This window comes from Singulisphaera rosea (assembly GCF_054877945.1).
In genome coordinates, this window is sequence record NZ_JBTYIP020000003.1 from 422,042 (window position 1) to 439,505 (window position 17,464).

Below are 17,464 nucleotides of genomic sequence, written 5' to 3' on the forward strand. Positions count from 1 at the left end.
GACCACGTGGTATGCGAACCGATGAGGAAATCAGCGGGGCGCTCAGTGACGAACGCTCCGAGTCCGCGGGCCGCTATCCGAGGCTGGAAGCCCATGTCCGTGACTTCGCCGCCGACCAGTCCCAGGCCGGCCTTCAACTCTCCCGAGCTGCGCGACCAGATCATGCGGTTCCGGGCCGTTGACAACACGACCAACCTGCTCTACCTCGCGTTCGAATACCTCTGCATCGCCATCGTCGCAGGTAGCACTATCGTCTTCTGCGAATCGCGACGCGGCTGGGGCCTGGCCTGGGGCTGGAAGGTCCCGGTCGTGGCGATCGCGGTCATCCTGATCGGTGCGCTGCAACACCGACTGGCCGGGCTCGGGCACGAGGCGTCACACTATACCTTGCTCAAGAACAAGCTGGCGAACGACCTCGTCGGCGACTTCCTCTGCATGTTCCCGCTGATGGCGACGGTGCACTTCTACCGCGTCTTCCACATGGCGCACCACCAGTACACCAACGACCCGAAACGCGATCCCGACCTCGTCAGCCTGGGCGGGAGCAAGATGGTCGACCGTTTCCCGATGGGACGACTCGAGTTCATCAAGTCGATCTATCTGCGAGCGTTCACCGAGCCGCTCGAGCTCCTGAAATATCAGCGCGACTACATGGACATCAACGTGATCGGCCGGTCGGAGAACGTCTACCTCGCTCGTTCGGAGGGCTCGGCGAACTCGGGCCGCGCCTGGCCACGCTCGGGAGTGATCCTCGGGCTGGTCTACCTCGCCGCCTTCATGGTCGCGCAGCGGCTCGTGAGCGTCGGGGGTGGACACACCGCCATGCTCCTCCTCGCGGGCCTCGTCGGCTCGCTGTTGGTGCTGGGCGTCGGGACGCTTTTGCCAGCCCGGGCCTACTACCCTTCGCCGTTCCGCCAGCCCTATTCGTCGCGGGTCTCAGGGTTGCTTCGGCTCGTCTATTACACCTGGTGCATCGTCGGGTTGGGGCTGTTGCGCGAGGCGACCGGGGGTTGGTCGATCGTCTACGTCTGGCTGCTCTGGGTCCTCCCCATCTGCTCGACGTTCTCCTATTTCATGCTCCTTCGCGACGTCTACCAGCACACGAACGCCGACGACGGCCGCCTGACGAACACCCGGGTCTTCTTCGCCGACCCCTTCACGCGCTGGGCGGTCTTCGTCTACGGCCAGGACATGCACATCCCGCATCACCTCTTCCCGGCCGTCCCCCACTACCGGCTCCCGAGCCTCCACCAGCTCCTGAAAGACCAGCACGCCGACTACGCCGCCCAGGTCGTGGAGTGCTACGGCACCTTCTCCAATAGCAACGGCCACCCCACCATCCTCGACACTCTCTCCGAACCGCGTCCCAATCCACAGGCCCAAATCCAGCCTTTGGCCCAGGACCATGTCAAGTCCGCCACCCCTCCCTTGATGCTTCCCACCTCGAAATGGCAGGCCCAAGACAGCGCCACGCCACTCTGATTGCACCCCCTTGCACGAGACGAAACACGGATAAGCCACAAGACACAGCGAAATCGAACGACACTTGTCACTTTTCAACCATCAGAATTTTCAATCCTCGTTTTCCTCATCCGTGTTTCATCCGTGGCTCAAATCCGATTTCTTTCATCCGTGGTTCGAACTCCGTCCACCAACATGAGGGGGGTCCATGTCCCTGGAATTCCCGGAGCTTCCCGAGATCCCCGAGATACCAGAGCTCCCCGACGACGTCCCCGTTACCGAGCAAACCGTCCGGTCGCTCTGGGAGGTGGCGCGGGGCCTGAGCGCCCTGTTGCGGGCCGAGATCCTCACCTCGAGGAGCCTGGCGAAGATCGTCTTCGAGGATCGTGAGAATCAGGCGCAACTCTTCGGGATCATCCAGGGACACCACACGATCCTGGGCAAGACGATCGAGATCCTCGGGGAGCTGAAGGGGGAGGACACCCCGCCGATCGACCTCCCGCGCATCCCGCCGAACTGGTCGTCGCCCGAGAACAATTGATCGGCCCCCGAACTCGACTTGTCGTCAGGGATGGGGCCTCGAATACGGCACAGGTTGGGGATAGAGCGGGCCCGGGGAGTTGGCCGGCAGGTTACCGAAGAAAGGACGCAACGACGCGTCGCCGCCGAGGCGAAGGCGTGAGTCGAGCAAGGATCTTGCCGGTCGATCGCGCATCACACGCGGAACCGGACGGTAAGCGGAGCCGAAGCTCGACGACCCCGAGCCTCCTCGGCCCAGGATCCGTTGTTCCTGTCGAGCGATCGCCTCGGCGAGCTGCTCGGACTCCGGCTTCGGCGACGCGGGATCCAGGAAGACGGTACGGACCGTAGCCAGGTGTCCGGGGAGGACGAAGCCCGACGCGTCATATTCGACCCGGTTCACCCAATCGTCGACGGCCTGGGTGTATTGGCCCTTCCTCAGGTCATAGACCTGGTGCCGTATCCCGACCCGGTCGAACCAGAAGACGACTTTGAAGTCGGGAACCCTGGCCTTTTCCGGAGGCCGAGGCGGGACGGCCCCAGCGACGTCAGGTTTGGCTTCCTTCGCCGCTCCGGCTTGTGCTCCCGGCTCGAGGCCCACGATCAGGCCAATCCCGAGTAACATGGCGCCGATCATGAGTCCGCCTCCCCTCATTGGCGACGTCGCCCATCAACCGGGAGCGTCGCAGATGACGCGAGTCTGCGCAATGTCGTCCCGGATCTGGTCCAGGAGGGCGTCGAGGTTGGCGAACGGCCGAGAGGTCCGGATCTGCTCGAGGAAGTCGAGCTCCACGGTCTGGCCGTAGAGGTCGCCGTCGAAGTCGAGGATGTGGGCCTCGACCTTGCGGACCTGCTCGCCGAAGGTGACGTTGGGGCCGACGTGGCAGGCGCAGGAGAGTGGGGCTCGGCCCTCGACGAACGCGCGGGCGGCGTAGACGCCGTCGGCGGGGATCAGGGTATCGATATCGTCGAGGTTGGCCGTTGGAAACCCAAGCCCGGCGCCCCGGCCCGCACCATGGGTCACGATTCCCCGGATCCGGTGCGGGCGGCCCAGGAGCCGGGCCGCCTCGTCGGCATGCCCTACGGTCAGGCAGCGCCGGATTCTGGATGAGGAGACGAGCTCGTCGTCGACGGCGGTGGGCCTGGCGACTTCGAAGTCGAGCCCGGCCGAGGCGCACCAGCCGGCCAGGAGGTTCGCATCACCGCCCCGGTCGCGGCCGAAGGCGAAATTCGGCCCCTCGATCATCCCCCTCGCGCCGAACTGCTGGACGATGACCCGTTCGAAGAACTCGCGGGCCGTCAGGCCGAGGAGCCAGGGGCCGGTCCGGAAGACCCCGACCTCGTCGGCGCCCGCCTCTTTCAGCAGCGCGACCTTGCGGGCGGTCCAAACAAGGGGAGCCGGAGCGCTCTCGGGCCGCAGGAGCGCGACCGGATGGGGGTCGAAGGTCAGGGCCAAGGCCATCGCCCCGGCCGCCTCGGCCTTGGCGCGGAGCCGGCCGAGCAGGTGAGAATGGCCGCGGTGGACGCCGTCGAAATTGCCGACCGCGAGGTACGCGCCCCGGACCCGCGCATCGATCCCGACGAAGTTCTCGAGCGTGATCACCGACCCAAGTCTCCCGCCATTCGGCACTTCGGATGCAGACCCGGGGAGCATTATCGCCCCCAGGGTTCGGTGAGGTCAATCCCGCGTTCGGGGGTGTCGGCAGGATGGGGAGGTGTTCACCGCGAAGGCACAAAGACACAAAAGAATCAAAATCAATCAATTTCTAAATATTATTGATTTTGAATTTCTTTGTGTCTTTGTGCCCTTGTCGTGAAACAATCCCCCGCACGACCCATCACGCGGCCTTCCCAGCCGCCGCCGGTACATCCCCCGGCAGTTCGCCGAAGCTGTCGAGGCTCTTTCGCAGGGTGGGGGCGAGGGCGTCGAATCGCTTCGACTCGACGGTGTACTTGACCTCGTAGTCGAACCGGTCGCCGCGGAACCGGCGCTCGAGCACGGTCATCGAGAACGGCCCCCGTCGGGTGCGGACGACCGTCTCGAGCGCCTCGCGGTCACCTTGCTTGATGACCTCGCACGAGAGGACTTCGCAGTTCGGCTCGGCCTGGCGGAGCTGGTCGGGGAGCTCGCGCGACAGGTCCTTGAGGTTGAGCGTGCGATGGGGCTGGGCGAGGACCAGGACGTTGTCGGACCAGATCCCCGCCGCCGGGCCGTTCGCGAAGAAGAGGGCGACCTCGCTCGGGGCGAGGACCGGCGCCCAGCCCTGTGGCAGGTCGATCGCGAACTTGAACTCGCGCTGGACCCAGCGGTTGGACGCCCGGGCGAGGAGGTCGGCGCCCGTGTTGGGGACGGAGAGGATGACCGAATCCACCAACGTATCGAAGGCCAGCCTGGCCGCCGGATAGGTCTCGTCGTCGACGTTGAGCGTAAACGTATACATTTGCCGATTGGCAAGCCTTCGGACGCTGACCTCGCGCCAGAGGCCCCCCGAAACCGGCCGGAACTCCCAGACGGTCTCGAGCCGCTCCCCCTTCGGCCCTTTCACGACCTCGTTGCGCGTGAGTGTCCCGCCGGGACGGCCGCCACGCTTGGCATTCCCGTCGATCCGGGTCCGGTATTCGTCGAGGTTTTCCGGGGCGAGGCCGAGCTCGCAGGCGACCACGCCGGGACGGTCGGGGTCCTTCTGGCGGATCATCGCGACGAAGACACGATCCTCTTCCTCGCGAAGCGCAATCGGCCAGTCCGCCGGGACCGTCGCCTTGACGCCGTACTTCGGGGCCTCGAACGCAACAGGTGCGGCTGGGGTCGGGGCCGGGGCGTCGTCCGGGGCGAGCGACAACAACGGCAGGAGCAAGGCGAGGTAGGGCATGGCTCTTGTTCCGTCCTTCGCAAAAGAGGGGAGGGGCCTCGGGGCCAATCGAAGCGGACACTCCGAGCGACCCGACGTCTCATCCTCCCCGGTCGGGTGCGACCCGTTCAGTTGTCTCGAATGAAGTCGGCCGCATACGAGCGGACGGTCCGGCCGTTCAGCACGTGGAACCGCCGGATCCGTTCGATGAGCTGCCCACCGAACCGGTGCAAGGGCAGGGGGACGATCTTGCGGCCGTAACGCCGTGCCAGCCGTCGCCACGAGCCCGAGGGAGGCTTCGGGCTGACCACGGCGACGTGCCGCTCCTTGCTGTGCATGAACGCCGCGCAGAGCAAGCGTTCCTCGAGCGTGTCGGCGAAGTCGAGACGAGGGTCTTCCCAGATGTCCGGGATCGGCCGAGGGGGGAAGAGGAAGAAGGCCCCGCCGTAGTCGGCCTGGGCGATCCCGGGGCCCACGAGGTTCTTCATCGGGTCGGTCGCGAAGAACGCCAGCGTCGACTCTTCGGAGTGCTCGGCGTACCAGGTCGCCCGGTTGGTGTAGATCCGAGGGTCGGCCGGGACGTCGAAGAGGAAGACCACGACCTCGATCGACCCTCGGCTCGGCGGGATGACCTTCACGTAGAGGTCGCCGGTGTGCCAGTTCCGCAAGGTCTCGCGGATGTCGATCCCGTCCATCACGCTCGTCGTGAACTTCTCGGTACGGGCGAGGTCGGACCCGAGGATCGCCTTCGCCTGGTCGCGGACGTGGCGATGGAAGCTCTCGATCCGGTCGTCTTCCGGCGGCCAGGAACACATCCCCAACGGGTTCCAGCGCTGCTTCCAGAGCTGACGGTCGCGTTCGGGGGGCTTCGGCCTCAGCTCGCACGAACGCCAGGAAAGCGCCTGGCCCGAGAGCCGGCTGATCATCCTCGCCGTGCCCCAGCCGGGGACCTCGGCCCTGTCGATCCCCATCCGCAAGGGGGAGCCTGGGCTGCCGAACTCGGCGTCGGTGTTCGACGTGCCCGCCCCGTCCTCGGCGGCATAGGGGTATTCTCGGGCGGTCTCGGCCACGGCCAGGGCGAAGTCGTCGCCCGCCGTCTGCTTCGCGGCGACGATCAGCGAGTACAGGTCGGGAGTGAGCCTGCGCTCGACCAGCGAGAGATTGCGGACGTATCGGAAGTAGACCGAGAGGAGCTGGGGGGTCACCCGCTTGGCGACCTTGGGCAGCGTCCGCTTGAGGCGGTCCCTGGCCTGGAGCACCATTTCCTTCACGCCGTCGACCGACAGGTTGTCGTCGGGCTCCAGCTCGCGTCGTCCGCGCTCGTAGAGCCCGGTCAGGAACGGGAGCTCGCCGAGGAAGAAGATCAAGGTCTTGGGGTCGACGGCGAAGGTCTGGAGCGGCGAGAAGAACGAGTCGGGCTCGGGCGCCTCGACCTTCTTCTGGTACGCGTCCCGGATCCAGGGCCAATCGAGGAGCGAGCAGACGAGCAGGATCGATCGGTGCCGAGTCTCGAGCTCCCGAAGCCGGCCGGCCATCCAGGCGATGCGGTCGGCATGCTGGCCGGGGGTCGGCGGGGGGATCGTCGGCAGGACGGCCGCGGCGAACCCCTCGGGGCTGACCCGCTTCAGGGCGTAGGGGTCGGGGAAGTGACCCGACCTGGCCTCGAAGCGTGGGGTCTCCATGTCGATGAATTCGCGCCTGATGCGCTCGCCCATGGCGACGCGCAAGGCCGAGATCACTCCCTGGCAAGGGTCGATCGGCACGTAGCTGAAGCCGTGCTCGGCGTCCTCCGGGTCGGCGTCGAGTTGGGCCACGACCGAGATTTCGGGCAGGCGCTCGATGGCCGCCTCGACATCCTCCTGGAACGAAGGGGGCAGGGGGACCGCGAGGCAGTCATACGGCCGGGCCAGGAGCTCCTCGCGCACCCGGATCGCGAAGTCGCCCGACCCGTGGATGATGGGGAGCACTCGGATTCTCGGGCCGATCGTCAGGAAGTCGTCGGCGGTGGGACGGGGAGGAGTCATGGGACGTCCTGGGGTTCCAGAACCTGAGTGTCACGCCGCCTGATGGTCCGCCCTCGGGCGAATATAGTGTTATCGCCCGGGTCAGATGCCGTGTTCGTCGTCGTAATCCTCGTCCTCATCGTCGTCGTCTTCCGCGTCGGGATGGAGCGGGTCTCCCGGGTTGAAGAAGAGGTCGCCGAGGCCCATCGGGGCGTGCTGACCGCCCATCGCTCGGCGCTTGCGGCGGGCGAGATCCTCGAGGTCGCCTGCCTCTTCGCCGAGGACGCAGAGCAGGGATTCCCGCCAGGCCTCGTCGCGTCCGAGCGGGTGTTCGCGGTCCTGGCTCATCCGCTTGATCGCGTAGCGGAGGACGTTGATCCCGTCCCTCGGCGAGAAGTCGAGCTTCAGGGCGTGGGCCTGCTGGAGGAAGTCGACGGTGAGGGCGAGCAGCTCGGGCTTGGCGAAGGGGAGATGGTACTTGAGGATCTCCATCTCATCGTTGCGGTTGGGGAAGCCGAGCGTCAGGGTCGGCTGGAGCCTCGAGAGGATGTAGTCGGGGATCTCGTACGTCGAGTCGTCCTCGTTCATCGTCACGCAGACGCGGAAGTCGGGGTGCGCGGGGATCGTCACGCCCGCGACGACGCTCTCGACGTAGCGCCTGTGGTCGAGGAGCGGGGCGAGGCTCGCCCACGACTTCTCGTTCATCCGGTTCCCTTCGTCGAGGACGCAGACACCCCCCGTAATCATCGCCGAGACCAGGGGCGAGGCGTGGTAGGCGATCTTGCCGCTCTCGGCGAGGACGGGGGTGACGAGCAGGTCTTCGGGGCGGGTGTCGGCCGTGCACTGGCCGATGTAGAGCGGCTGCTTCCGGAGGCCGGCGGCGGCCATCGCGAGCGTCGTCTTGCCGATCCCGGGGGCCCCGAGGAGCCGGGGCGAGAGGGGCCGGTCGCGCGGGTCGACCACGAGCCAACAGGCCAAGAGCTGGCGCAGGATCTCGTCCTGACCGATCCACCCCTGTTCGGTGGTCGTGTCGGGGGCGCTCAGGTGGAGCGTCACGCCCCCCAACTCGACCGTCTTCGGCTGGCTTGGCATCGCGTCTCGGTCCGTGGGCCGGGTCCTCGAGCGGGGCCGGTCTGGTGCGGGCCCTACGGCGTTAGGGGACCTCATCAACACCAGTCTAACGGTTCGATGCCTATCCGGGAGCGCCCCTACCTCGGGCCCCTCCCGGATTTCTCCGCCGAAGGTACGCGGCGGCGTGATTGCCAAGACGGCTCCGGATGACTAACGTTGTGGCCACAACGTCGCCGCGCCGACCGTCGCCTCTCGGAGCCGAGCTTATGGAGCCTCGCACCCCCTCGCCAAGACCCCAGAGCCCGCCTCCCGACGGTGGTCCGTTCGGCACCTTGCAAGGGGGGATCACCTCGATTCGGTCGCGGATCCTCGGCGGCCTGATCCTCGCCTTGCCGATCGTGCTGACGTTTTGGATCCTCTACTGGCTCTACGCGACGATCCAGGGCGTCCTCGTGGCCCCGATGGTGCTGGTCTACGTCCACTTCATCGGCCACGCCCCGCCGGCCCTCTGGCACAACGTCGCCGCTCCCATCACCGCGGTCCTGCTCGTGCTCTCCTCGCTCTACGTCCTGGGGCTCTTCGTCCACACGTCGATCGTCAAGATCATCGACTGGATCATGCTCCACGTCCCGATCGTCACGCCGATCTACAAGAGCCTCAGCAACGTCTTCCAGTCGCTCGCGAACCAGATGCAGAACCAGCGACACCAGCGTGTCGTGCTCGTGGAATTCCCCCACCCCGGTGCCCGAGCCCTGGCCTTCGTGACGAACACCCACCGTGACGTTCAGACCGACAAGACCATCCTCAGCGTCTGCGTCCTCACCGGCGTGATGCCCCCCGCCGGCTTCACCCTCTTCGTCCCCGAGGAGTCGGTCACCGACATCGGCTGGACCGTCAACCAGGCCCTCCAAGCCATCCTCTCCGGCGGTATGACCGCCCCGGGGGCCCTCCACTACTACTCCGGCCTCCACGTCTCGGACGGGACCGGCCCAATCGTCGACCCCCACGGCCACCCGATCGAACCGCTACCTGAAGCGGGTGAGAGCAAGCCGGTGTGAGACGGGCCCACACGATCCAACGGTCAGCGTTTCGTCGAGGACTGTGACTCCTCAACTCCCGACCCCGGAAAGTCTTCCTCGCGGATCTCGAGGTTCGTCAAGATCATTGGCAAAGTCTTCACGAAATGACGCCAGGTGGATCGCGAGAGCAAGCCGCCGAACATCCGGCCGGTCGGGCGATACCGAGTCAATTCCACGTCCCTGGAATAGCGAAACACTTTGTAATGCCGTTCATCTGTAGTTGATCGGCAAAGCAAGGCCTCCGGCAGTTCCGTCCCCTCAATCCAGTCTGCGAAGTTCATCGGAACATCGAGGCTGATATTCTCTTCGAGGTCCCAGTCGCCCTCCTCAGGGGGATCCGAAAGGAAGACAATCGTATTGAGGGGCTCGATCGTCACCGCGTACATCATCGGATTGTTCTCGACGTGGTGGACAACGGCCAAGCTCCTCGGCAAATGCGCCCCGAGACTATCTATGCATACGGTTCCGGCTGGCAGCTCTCGTCGCTTTCTCTTTTGCTTCTGAGCTTTTGGGTGCCACGGGTTCCGTCTTCGGACCCCGTGTGGACCGGACCCGGCCGGCGAGGTCCAGCTCGGAGCTAGGTTTCGTCAAAGTTCGTAGATTCGTGGAAGTCCCTCGTCCATCTCCAGAGGCACAGGGCGAATCCCTTCGTACCATCGGGCACTTGACCACTCCCATTCATCCGGTCGCCCGACCAGCCCACGTTTCACGGGATTGGCATGCAGGTAATCGACGACACTCCTCGTGGTCTGTGCTTGGACTATGTTTCGATCATATCCACCTCCTGCCTGCCAGAATCGTCGGACGGAGGTTGCATCGGGCTGCCTGACGGTCAGTTTTTCAAGCCAATGCGGTGCATGCTTCTCCAAGAAGTAAAACGCGTTCCTCGCGACCGGCCGTTTGATCCTCCAAAGGATCTCGGACACGTCGTAGCGATCTTCCCGAGGGGAGATTAAAAGGTGAGCGTGCTCCGGCATGATCACATAGGCCCACAACCGGAAAGGCGTCTCATTACGAGCCTTATCAATCGCATCGATCAGCCAAAGTCGAGTGCGATCTCGAGAGAGTAGCGGGAGTCGACGATAGCACGAAAACGTGGGCTCGTGGGCATGCCCGGGATCGTTTTTCCGCTGGCAAGTTTTACGAATCATGAGCTGGTCAAGCCCGATTACGACGCCACGAAGAGCACATCCCCACGGATCCGGGTCGACGCCCGAAGCATCCCAGTCTAGTTTCGCATCAAATTCGTAACAACTATAGCTCCGACTTGTCATCGATCACAAGAAACGGAAAGGAATCGCCTGGACTCCGGCTTGGTACGAGTTGACTACCCCGGAGGAGCCCTGAGGTGGGCCAGATTCCGTCGGCCGAGCCTGGTCCGCACGGGGTCCGAAGACGGAACCCGTGGCACCCTTTCTCATGCCTTTATTTTTGCACAAGCACCAATCGTCGCACCCATCAGCCACAGGCCGTCCCACAAAAAAAGGGGCCGGATTGCTCCGGCCCCTTGTGGGAAGGCGACGAGGTCGGCCCCTTTCGGGGATCGACTCAATACATGTCGTCGTAGCCGCCCTGGCCGCCGGCGGCGGGCTTCTCGTCCTTGGGGAGGTCGGCGATCAGGGCGTCGGAGGTCAGCAGGAGGGTGCTGACGCTCGCGGCGTTCTGGAGGGCCGAGCGGGTGACCTTGGTCGGGTCGATGATGCCGGCCTTGACCAGGTCGGTGTACTCGTCCTTGAGGGCGTCGTAGCCGAAGTTGCCTTTGCCTTCGGCGACCTTGGAGACGACGACGCCGCCGTCCTGGCCGGCGTTCTCGGCGATCTGGTGGATCGGGGCCGAGCAGGCGCGGACGATGATCTGGTAGCCGGTCTCTTCGTCGTGGGTGAGGCCGGAGGACTTGACGGTGCGGGCCGCGCGGAGCAGGGCCACGCCGCCGCCGGGGAGGATGCCTTCTTCGAGGGCGGCACGGGTCGCGTGCAGGGCGTCCTCGACGCGGGCCTTCTTCTCCTTCATCTCGCTCTCGGTGGCCGCGCCCACGTTGATCTTGGCGACGCCGCCGGCGAGCTTCGCGAGACGCTCTTCCAGCTTCTCACGGTCGTAGTCGCTCTTGGTGTCGCCGATCTCGCGGCGGATCGCTTCGATCCGGCCCTTGATCGCGTCGGTCTTGCCGGCGCCTTCGATGACCGTCGTGTTGTCCTTATCGATCTGGACCTTCTTGGCCTGGCCCAGGTCGGCGAGGCCGACGTTCTCGAGTTCGATGCCGAGGGCCTCGAAGATCGGCTTCCCGCCGGTCAGGACGGCGATGTCTTCGAGCATGGCCTTGCGGCGGTCGCCGTAGCCGGGGGCCTTGACGGCGGCGCAGCGGAAGGTCCCGCGGAGCTTGTTGATGACCAGGGTGGCCAGGGCCTCACCCTCGACCTCTTCGGCGATGATCAAGAGCGGCTTGCCCGTCTGGGCGACCTTCTCGAGGACCGGGACGAGGTCCTTCACCGACGAGATCTTCTTCTCGTAGATCAGGATGTAGGCGTCCTCGAGGACGGCTTCCATCGAGGTCGGGTTGGTGACGAAGTAGGGGGAGAGGTACCCGCGGTCGAACTGCATGCCCTCGACCCACTCGACCTCGGTCTTGAGCGACTTGCCCTCTTCGACCGTGATCACGCCGTCCTTGCCGACCTTCTCGGTGGCCTCGGCGATCATCTTGCCGACCTCGGAGTCGAAGTTCGACGCGACGGTCGCGACCTGCTCGGTCTCCTTGGTGTTTGAGACCTTGGTGCTCAGCTTGTGGAGCTCGGCGACGATGTCGGCGACCGCCTTGTCGATCCCGCGCTTCATGAGCATCGGGTTGACGCCCGCGACGACGGCCCGGAGGCCTTCATTGTAGATCGCTTCGGCCATGACCGTGGCGGTCGTGGTGCCGTCGCCGGCGACGTCGGAGGTCTTGCTGGCGACCTCCTTGACCATCTTGGCGCCCATGTCCTCATACTTGTCTTCGAGCTCGATCTCCTTGGCGACGGTCACGCCGTCCTTGGTGACCGTGGGCGAGCCGAACGACTTCTGGATGATGACGTTGCGGCCGCGGGGGCCGAGCGTCACCTTGACCGCGCGGGCCAGCTTTGCCACGCCGCGCTGCATCGCCTGCCGGGCCTCTTGATCGAACGCGATCATCTTGGCAGCCATGGATCCGTCACTCCCTCTCGGTATATTGAATCGGAATCGGTGGGGTGGATTCGGGTGCGTTGCAAATCGACGTCAGTCGATGACGGCCAGGATGTCGTCCTCGCGCATCAGCAGGACCTTCTTGTCGTTCGGCAGCTTGAACTCGTCGCCCGCGTACGAGGTGAACAGGACGGAGTCGCCGACCTTCACCTGCAGCTCCCGGCGCTTGCCGTCCTTGGTAAGACGCCCCTCGCCGATGGCCAGGACCTTACCCTTCTGCGGCTTGTCCTTGGCGGTGTCGGGCAGGACGATCCCCCCGGCGGTCGTCCCCTTGGCCTCTTCTCGCTCGACCACCACGCGATCGCCCAACGGCTTGAGATTCATCGACCCGGTCTCCTTGCTGTGCAAACTGCGCCCGTGAATAGTCCCGAAGGTCTTCGATTATTGACCGATCCGTCGACTCAACCGACGGAAGAAGGCGCATGCGTCGGCCCTCCCCCTATGCAACCGGCGTACCCCGACAAAAAATAGGCCGCAACGTATTTTCAGATAAGCTTTTGCGCAGTTTTCCCCCGGACCGCCCCAGACGGGTCTCCTGCCGTTCCGACACGACACCTCCCCGTATCTGCCATTTCGGCAGCCCATTCTTACGGACCGCCTTGGCACAACGCACAGCACCCCCGCGCCTTCGTCGAGACGCGGGGGTGCTCAGGTAGAGGTCTCGAGATGCCAGGCCAGGTCTGCCGCCGCAGGGCGAGGCCGCGGAACCATCCCGCGTCTCTCCCGGTCACCGGAGGTCGAACGGCGGGAGGGTGTTATCCCCTTCCTTGACCTCGGCGGTGAGGCTGGTCTTCTTGGGGTCGAGATAGCGACCCTTGAGGACGTCGGTGGGCAAGGCGGCCTTGGAGTTGCTGAAGAGGCCGCTCTCCGAGCGACGCTCGGGGACGGTGGACACACTCACCCGGTAAGATCCGGCAGGGGCCCCGTCGTCCAGCGCGAAGGTTCGGAGCAAGAACTGCCCCTTCTCATCGGTACGGCCGGAAGGTCGGGGGACGCCCGATCCGTATTTTGCTTCGTCCGCCGGATGGAGGATCACAAGGGCACGGGAGAGCGGCTTGCCCTTGAACTGGATCTGACCACTGACGGGAAAGACCGGGACTTGCCCCTCGGGCGTGCCGTTGCAGGCCGGAAGGAGGATGAGGCCCAACACCATCAGGGCAAATCCGACGCGACGTGGGCGGCGAGACCGGACATTCAACGCTCGTGGCATGGTCGTCTCGTAAGGGTGGCAATCACGTTTGAGTGTTCGTCGGAAAGTGGCCCCGAAGGCGCAACACAACCGCGCCGGGGGCTTCGGGGAAGCGCCCGACGCGGCTTCGGTCGTCGACGATCCGCCGGCGAAGATCAGTACGAGTCGGCCGAGATCACCTCGCCTCGGTTGGGGCTGATCAACGCGGTGAAGACACCCGGGCTCGTGGATCGCTTGACGAAGTGGACCGAGCCATCGGCGAAGACGTGGTTGGCGCCGCCGGAGTGGAAGGAGTAGACCTCGTTGTTGTTGCTCCAGTTCGTGTGCTCGTTGGTCCCGTCGCCGTCGGTGTAGAACTCGCTGTTGTAGTCGGCCCAGCCGGCACCGGAGCCCACGTCAGACCCGACGGGATTGCCGCCGTTGTAACCGGCAATGACATCGCCGACCTTCGCCTGCCGGCCGTTGAGGTAGAGGGCCGGGCGGCCGGCGTCCTCGGAGACGAGGATGGTGTTGGACGTACCGTCGGTGATCTCGGCGATCCGGCGCGTCACGTTGCCCCGGAGAATCCCGAGGACGTCGCTGCCGTCCGCATTCGCAATGTTGTTCTTGGCGAGCCAGCCTCGGTCCACACCGTCGTCGACGGCGTAATCACCCGCGGCGAGCGTGACTTTCCAGCCCGCCCCGTAGAAGGCCTGCGACAGGGGGTCGGTGTAGGAGACCGTGCGGTAAGAGGGGGCCGAGGGGCAGACCATGAAGTTGAGCTGCGTCCCCACAATCGTCGTGTTCACGGGCGCGGCGAACGACTGGGTCAGGTTGTACGCCGTGTACATCTGCGACTGCTCCACGAAGGGGAGCAGCAGGGACGGCCACGACTGGACGTCCTTCGTGTTGTTGCAAACCTCGGTAAGTTGCGTCGGGCACGGATATTGATAATTGGAATCCGTGACGGGAAGGGAGGTCAGGTCGATCGGCTGGTAGGGCGGCTTGAGGATGTCGCTCGAGATCGCCCAGGTGGGCGGGAAGAGCTGCCGGGTGTTCTCGAAGTTGTGGAACGCCAGGCCGATCTGCTTCATGTTGTTGATGCACTGCGTACGACGGGCGGCCTCTCGGGCCGACTGGACGGCGGGGAGCAAGAGCGCGATCAATACAGCGATGATGGCGATGACGACGAGCAACTCAATCAGGGTGAAGCCCGACTTCGGGCCCCGATGACGGGGATGATGACCCATGGCAAGCGCTCCAGGTGGGGAAGGACCACGACGGCGTGGGGAGCATGATATCCTAGGGATCTCTGTTGGGTACGGATGTAAAAATTATGAATCTTTGCCGAAGACGGCCCTCGGGTGAAATCGGACGGCCTCGAAGCCGCCCCTCATTCGAGAAACCGAGGCTATCTAGGAAGGGGATCTCGCCACGAAGGCACAAAGGCCACAAAGAATGAATATCAAATCCCTGCGTTTTCTTTGTGCCCTTTGTGCCTTCGTGGCGAACCCTCTCCAATCAGCCGAGGGCCTCGCCTAGCATGCGTTCGATGAGCGCGAACCCATTGCCCTGGACGATCGCGACGGCGGTCGACCGGTCGAAGGTCGAGGTGAGCCAGTCGATGACTTCGGGGACATTGCCGAGGCCGGGGAGGGTCTGGTCGACGCCGAGGAAGTCGGTACCAATGGCGATGCCCTCGAAGCCGACTCGGCCTCGGAAGGGGATCGCGGCGGCGGCTTCGAGGCCAGCCTTCAGTTCGTCGTCCGTCGAGTAGAAGGGGGGGCCGACACTAAATCCGACGACCCCACCCAGGGCCCGGAGGCGTTGCAAATTCTCCGAGGTGATCGCTCGAGGGGTCGAGAATCCCGGGTGGGCGAGCGCACCATGGCTGTACACGGGGATCAGTCGCGAGGCCCTCGAGTCGTCGGCCTCGAACCAGGTGAGGGCCTCCCCTGCGGCCTTCGGGTTGAGGTGCGCCAGGTCGAGGAGAGGTTTGGCTCCCGCCGGCTCGGCCCCGATCCGCTCGAGGGTCTCGAGGAAGCCCCGACCGAGATCGGTCAGCCCCCGGTCATCGCCCGGGGTCGACGCCCCTGCAAGCGCGTTGTCGGCGTGGTAGGCGGGCTGGAAGAGGCGGACACCCCGCGTGAAGAGACCTGGTAGTCGCGCGAGGTCCTCCGGCGCACGCACCAGGGTGTCGAACCCTTCGACCCCGATGATGCCCCAGCACAGTCCCTCGGGATCATCGAGGCAACGGGTAAGGTCGGCGCGATCGATGAGAAGTCGGCCGGGGAACTCGGCCTCGATCCTGGTCAGCAGGGCACCGAGGGCCGACCACGGGTCGTTCTGGCTCGCCCAATCCGCGGCCCGGCGGTAGCACGACAGGATCGCGATGCGAGTCCCCTGGAGATACCCCTCGGCCTGCGCTAGCCGCGCGGCGACCCCGTCGTAGAGCGCCGGGTCGAAGACGGTGGTCTCGGGCGTGTATTGGAGAATCCAGTCCGTGTGCAGGTCGATCAGGCGTAACGGGGCAGGCATCCGGGTCCGGTCCTCAATCTCAATGGTCGGGGGGTGGGTCGAGGGGGAGTTGATCCAGCGAACGGCGGACGACCCCGCGGAGCCCTTCCCAGCGTATTCGGTCGTGCGAGATCCGGCCGTCGTCCCAACCCCACCAGAGGATCGGGGAAGTCTCGCCGTCGATTTTCCCGCCGATCCAATTCGGCCAGAACGCGCCAAGGCGTCGGGGATGGGGTCCCGAAAGGGCCTTGGCGAAGGTCGACGCCGCCGAGGTCGCAGGGGCCGCCTTCGCGGCAAGGGCGAGCGAGAGCGCGGACTCTCCCCAGCCGATCAGGAGCGTCGTCCCTCGTCGAGTGACGGACAGAGGACGGTCCGAGATCGAGCCGAACCGGCGGATCCCTTCGGGACGATCCTCGGGTTTCGCGTCCGGGATCCAACGGCCCGCGAGGCGAGGGAGGACCTGGGTCTCGATCCGCTCGGCTGCCGTCGGGTCGTCGATGTGGAGGGCGAGCAGGGCCCCGTCAGCCTCTCCTCGAGGGTCTGCAAGAACCGCCCCGGAGAGTCCGACGAGGTGGGGCAAGACGTCGACCTCGGGTCGGACGCCGGCGGCCAGGGCCAGGAGATTCAGTCGAGAGCGGGCCGGAGCCACGCCGACCCGAGACGGGTCGGCACGCTCAACCCGATCAATCCGGGCGAACAGGTCATCCCACGACTTCGCGCTCCGGTCCGTCGCGATGGCAACCACCGCCGAGGCGTTTGCACTTGGGATCCATTCCAGCCAGCCGGGCTCGACGACCGGCCGGATGCCAGGCTCGGCATCGGCTTCGGGGAACCGCCGGGTCATCGCGAGGGAAAGGGTTTGGCGTTCGAGGCCGAGGATCGCCTCGGTCTCGATCCCCCCCCAGGTCCGGACGGCCTCAACCGCTCGCCTGCGGGCGACGGAGCCCGTCGGTAGGAGTCGATCAGGGACGAGCCGAACGAGCCATCCGGAGTCGATCTCGCCTCGAGGCGGGACCTTGGTCGTCGCCTGGCGGAGCGCCGAGGGGAGGTCGGAGCGGGAACTCGCGAGCGTCGTGACGCCCGGGACACGGGCCGCAACCATTGTCCCCGGCGGGCCCAGCCGATCGACTTCCACCCCGAGAAAGGGGACGTCGCCCCCACCGTCGGTCAGCACGAGCGCCGGGGCGACCGCCGCGAAGGTCCCGTCGTCGTTCGGGAGCACGGCATACCAGTGGATACGCCCGTCTCCGTCGAAGCCGACCCCGATCCGCGACTGGTCGAGCGAGCGGAGCTCGCGGACCATGCCGGGGTTGAGCATGGCGATCGCGGCCTCGGGCCCCTTCCCGAGCCCCTTGGGATCATGAGTCGCCCGCTTCCAGGCGGCGAGGGCCGCCGCCGGATGGGGGACGCGCGCCCCCTCGAAGAGGGCGATCATCCGCTCGAGTTGGAGGTCGGGCCGGAACGAACGGATGGTCACGGCCTCGGTCGGGTCGTCGCCCCGGGGCAGCGGATCGCCGACCCCGACCACGATCAAGGCCCAAATCAGGTTGCGAACCATCCGCCCTCCCTGGATCCGACGACGCG

General features: G+C 65.5%; 15 protein-coding genes. 3 read left to right on the plus strand and 12 right to left on the minus strand.

Annotated elements, in window-relative coordinates:
* Positions 1-93: 93 nt before the first annotated feature.
* Both ACYOEI_RS07955 and ACYOEI_RS07960 read left to right on the plus strand, forming a co-directional pair.
* Positions 94-1,482: a fatty acid desaturase family protein gene (locus ACYOEI_RS07955; RefSeq protein ID WP_462848853.1), complete on the plus strand. Its 1,389-nt coding sequence runs from the start codon at positions 94-96 to the stop codon at positions 1,480-1,482.
* A 187-nt stretch (positions 1,483-1,669) separates the two neighbouring features.
* Positions 1,670-2,002, plus strand: a complete 333-nt coding sequence (locus ACYOEI_RS07960; protein WP_462848855.1) for a hypothetical protein — start codon at positions 1,670-1,672, stop codon at positions 2,000-2,002.
* A 24-nt stretch (positions 2,003-2,026) separates the two neighbouring features.
* Here ACYOEI_RS07960 and ACYOEI_RS07965 read toward each other — a convergent pair whose 3' ends face one another.
* The 5 genes from ACYOEI_RS07965 to ACYOEI_RS07985 all read right to left on the minus strand — a co-directional run bounded on the left by ACYOEI_RS07965 (position 2,027) and on the right by ACYOEI_RS07985 (position 7,924).
* Positions 2,027-2,617 (minus strand): hypothetical protein, encoded by a 591-nt coding sequence (locus tag ACYOEI_RS07965; protein WP_462848856.1) that lies wholly within the window; start codon positions 2,615-2,617, stop codon positions 2,027-2,029.
* Between the two features lie 33 nt (positions 2,618-2,650).
* Entirely contained in the window at positions 2,651-3,583 is a 933-nt protein-coding gene (gene ribF, locus ACYOEI_RS07970; protein WP_462848857.1) for a riboflavin biosynthesis protein RibF, read from the minus strand.
* Between the two features lie 235 nt (positions 3,584-3,818).
* Complete coding sequence (locus tag ACYOEI_RS07975) at positions 3,819-4,850, minus strand: hypothetical protein (protein ID WP_462848858.1); 1,032 nt, start codon at positions 4,848-4,850, stop codon at positions 3,819-3,821.
* A gap of 107 nt (positions 4,851-4,957) precedes the next feature.
* Positions 4,958-6,853, minus strand: a complete 1,896-nt coding sequence (locus ACYOEI_RS07980) for a hypothetical protein (RefSeq protein ID WP_462848860.1) — start codon at positions 6,851-6,853, stop codon at positions 4,958-4,960.
* An 81-nt stretch (positions 6,854-6,934) separates the two neighbouring features.
* Entirely contained in the window at positions 6,935-7,924 is a 990-nt protein-coding gene (locus tag ACYOEI_RS07985) for an AAA family ATPase (protein ID WP_462848861.1), read from the minus strand.
* A 245-nt stretch (positions 7,925-8,169) separates the two neighbouring features.
* Between ACYOEI_RS07985 and ACYOEI_RS07990 the strand changes: the two genes are divergently transcribed.
* Positions 8,170-8,961, plus strand: a complete 792-nt coding sequence (locus tag ACYOEI_RS07990) for a DUF502 domain-containing protein (protein ID WP_462848863.1) — start codon at positions 8,170-8,172, stop codon at positions 8,959-8,961.
* A gap of 608 nt (positions 8,962-9,569) precedes the next feature.
* On the opposite strand, the gene ACYOEI_RS07995 is transcribed toward ACYOEI_RS07990, so the two are convergent.
* From ACYOEI_RS07995 to ACYOEI_RS08025, 7 genes are all read right to left on the minus strand, one after another.
* Complete coding sequence (locus ACYOEI_RS07995; protein ID WP_462848864.1) at positions 9,570-10,256, minus strand: REP-associated tyrosine transposase; 687 nt, start codon at positions 10,254-10,256, stop codon at positions 9,570-9,572.
* 274 nt (positions 10,257-10,530) lie between these two features.
* Complete coding sequence (gene groL, locus ACYOEI_RS08000; protein ID WP_462848865.1) at positions 10,531-12,156, minus strand: chaperonin GroEL; 1,626 nt, start codon at positions 12,154-12,156, stop codon at positions 10,531-10,533.
* A 72-nt stretch (positions 12,157-12,228) separates the two neighbouring features.
* Positions 12,229-12,519, minus strand: coding sequence for a co-chaperone GroES (locus tag ACYOEI_RS08005; RefSeq protein ID WP_462848866.1), 291 nt, complete (start codon positions 12,517-12,519; stop codon positions 12,229-12,231).
* Between the two features lie 403 nt (positions 12,520-12,922).
* A complete protein-coding gene (locus tag ACYOEI_RS08010; protein ID WP_462848867.1) occupies positions 12,923-13,348 on the minus strand; it encodes a hypothetical protein in 426 nt (141 codons plus the stop codon).
* 191 nt (positions 13,349-13,539) lie between these two features.
* Positions 13,540-14,613: a DUF1559 family PulG-like putative transporter gene (locus tag ACYOEI_RS08015; RefSeq protein ID WP_462848868.1), complete on the minus strand. Its 1,074-nt coding sequence runs from the start codon at positions 14,611-14,613 to the stop codon at positions 13,540-13,542.
* Positions 14,614-14,884: 271 nt separating this feature from the next.
* Complete coding sequence (locus ACYOEI_RS08020; protein ID WP_462848869.1) at positions 14,885-15,901, minus strand: membrane dipeptidase; 1,017 nt, start codon at positions 15,899-15,901, stop codon at positions 14,885-14,887.
* Between the two features lie 19 nt (positions 15,902-15,920).
* Positions 15,921-17,438, minus strand: a complete 1,518-nt coding sequence (locus tag ACYOEI_RS08025; RefSeq protein ID WP_462848870.1) for a hypothetical protein — start codon at positions 17,436-17,438, stop codon at positions 15,921-15,923.
* Between the last annotated feature and the right edge of the window lie 26 nt (positions 17,439-17,464).

What these genes read in the sequence shown, in the direction of transcription:
- ACYOEI_RS07990 (WP_462848863.1), top strand. Translation starts at nt 8,170, where the DNA reads ATGGAGCCTCGCACCCCCTCGCCAAGACCCCAGAGCCCGCCTCCCGAC.
- ACYOEI_RS07975 (WP_462848858.1), bottom strand. Translation starts at nt 4,850, where the DNA reads ATGCCCTACCTCGCCTTGCTCCTGCCGTTGTTGTCGCTCGCCCCGGAC.
- groL (WP_462848865.1), bottom strand. Translation starts at nt 12,156, where the DNA reads ATGGCTGCCAAGATGATCGCGTTCGATCAAGAGGCCCGGCAGGCGATG.
- ACYOEI_RS08025 (WP_462848870.1), bottom strand. Translation starts at nt 17,438, where the DNA reads ATGGTTCGCAACCTGATTTGGGCCTTGATCGTGGTCGGGGTCGGCGAT.
- ACYOEI_RS08005 (WP_462848866.1), bottom strand. Translation starts at nt 12,519, where the DNA reads ATGAATCTCAAGCCGTTGGGCGATCGCGTGGTGGTCGAGCGAGAAGAG.
- ACYOEI_RS07960 (WP_462848855.1), top strand. Translation starts at nt 1,670, where the DNA reads ATGTCCCTGGAATTCCCGGAGCTTCCCGAGATCCCCGAGATACCAGAG.
- ACYOEI_RS07985 (WP_462848861.1), bottom strand. Translation starts at nt 7,924, where the DNA reads ATGCCAAGCCAGCCGAAGACGGTCGAGTTGGGGGGCGTGACGCTCCAC.
- ACYOEI_RS08020 (WP_462848869.1), bottom strand. Translation starts at nt 15,901, where the DNA reads ATGCCTGCCCCGTTACGCCTGATCGACCTGCACACGGACTGGATTCTC.
- ACYOEI_RS08010 (WP_462848867.1), bottom strand. Translation starts at nt 13,348, where the DNA reads ATGGTGTTGGGCCTCATCCTCCTTCCGGCCTGCAACGGCACGCCCGAG.
- ACYOEI_RS07980 (WP_462848860.1), bottom strand. Translation starts at nt 6,853, where the DNA reads ATGACTCCTCCCCGTCCCACCGCCGACGACTTCCTGACGATCGGCCCG.
- ACYOEI_RS08015 (WP_462848868.1), bottom strand. Translation starts at nt 14,613, where the DNA reads ATGGGTCATCATCCCCGTCATCGGGGCCCGAAGTCGGGCTTCACCCTG.
- ACYOEI_RS07995 (WP_462848864.1), bottom strand. Translation starts at nt 10,256, where the DNA reads ATGACAAGTCGGAGCTATAGTTGTTACGAATTTGATGCGAAACTAGAC.
- ACYOEI_RS07955 (WP_462848853.1), top strand. Translation starts at nt 94, where the DNA reads ATGTCCGTGACTTCGCCGCCGACCAGTCCCAGGCCGGCCTTCAACTCT.
- ACYOEI_RS07965 (WP_462848856.1), bottom strand. Translation starts at nt 2,617, where the DNA reads ATGATCGGCGCCATGTTACTCGGGATTGGCCTGATCGTGGGCCTCGAG.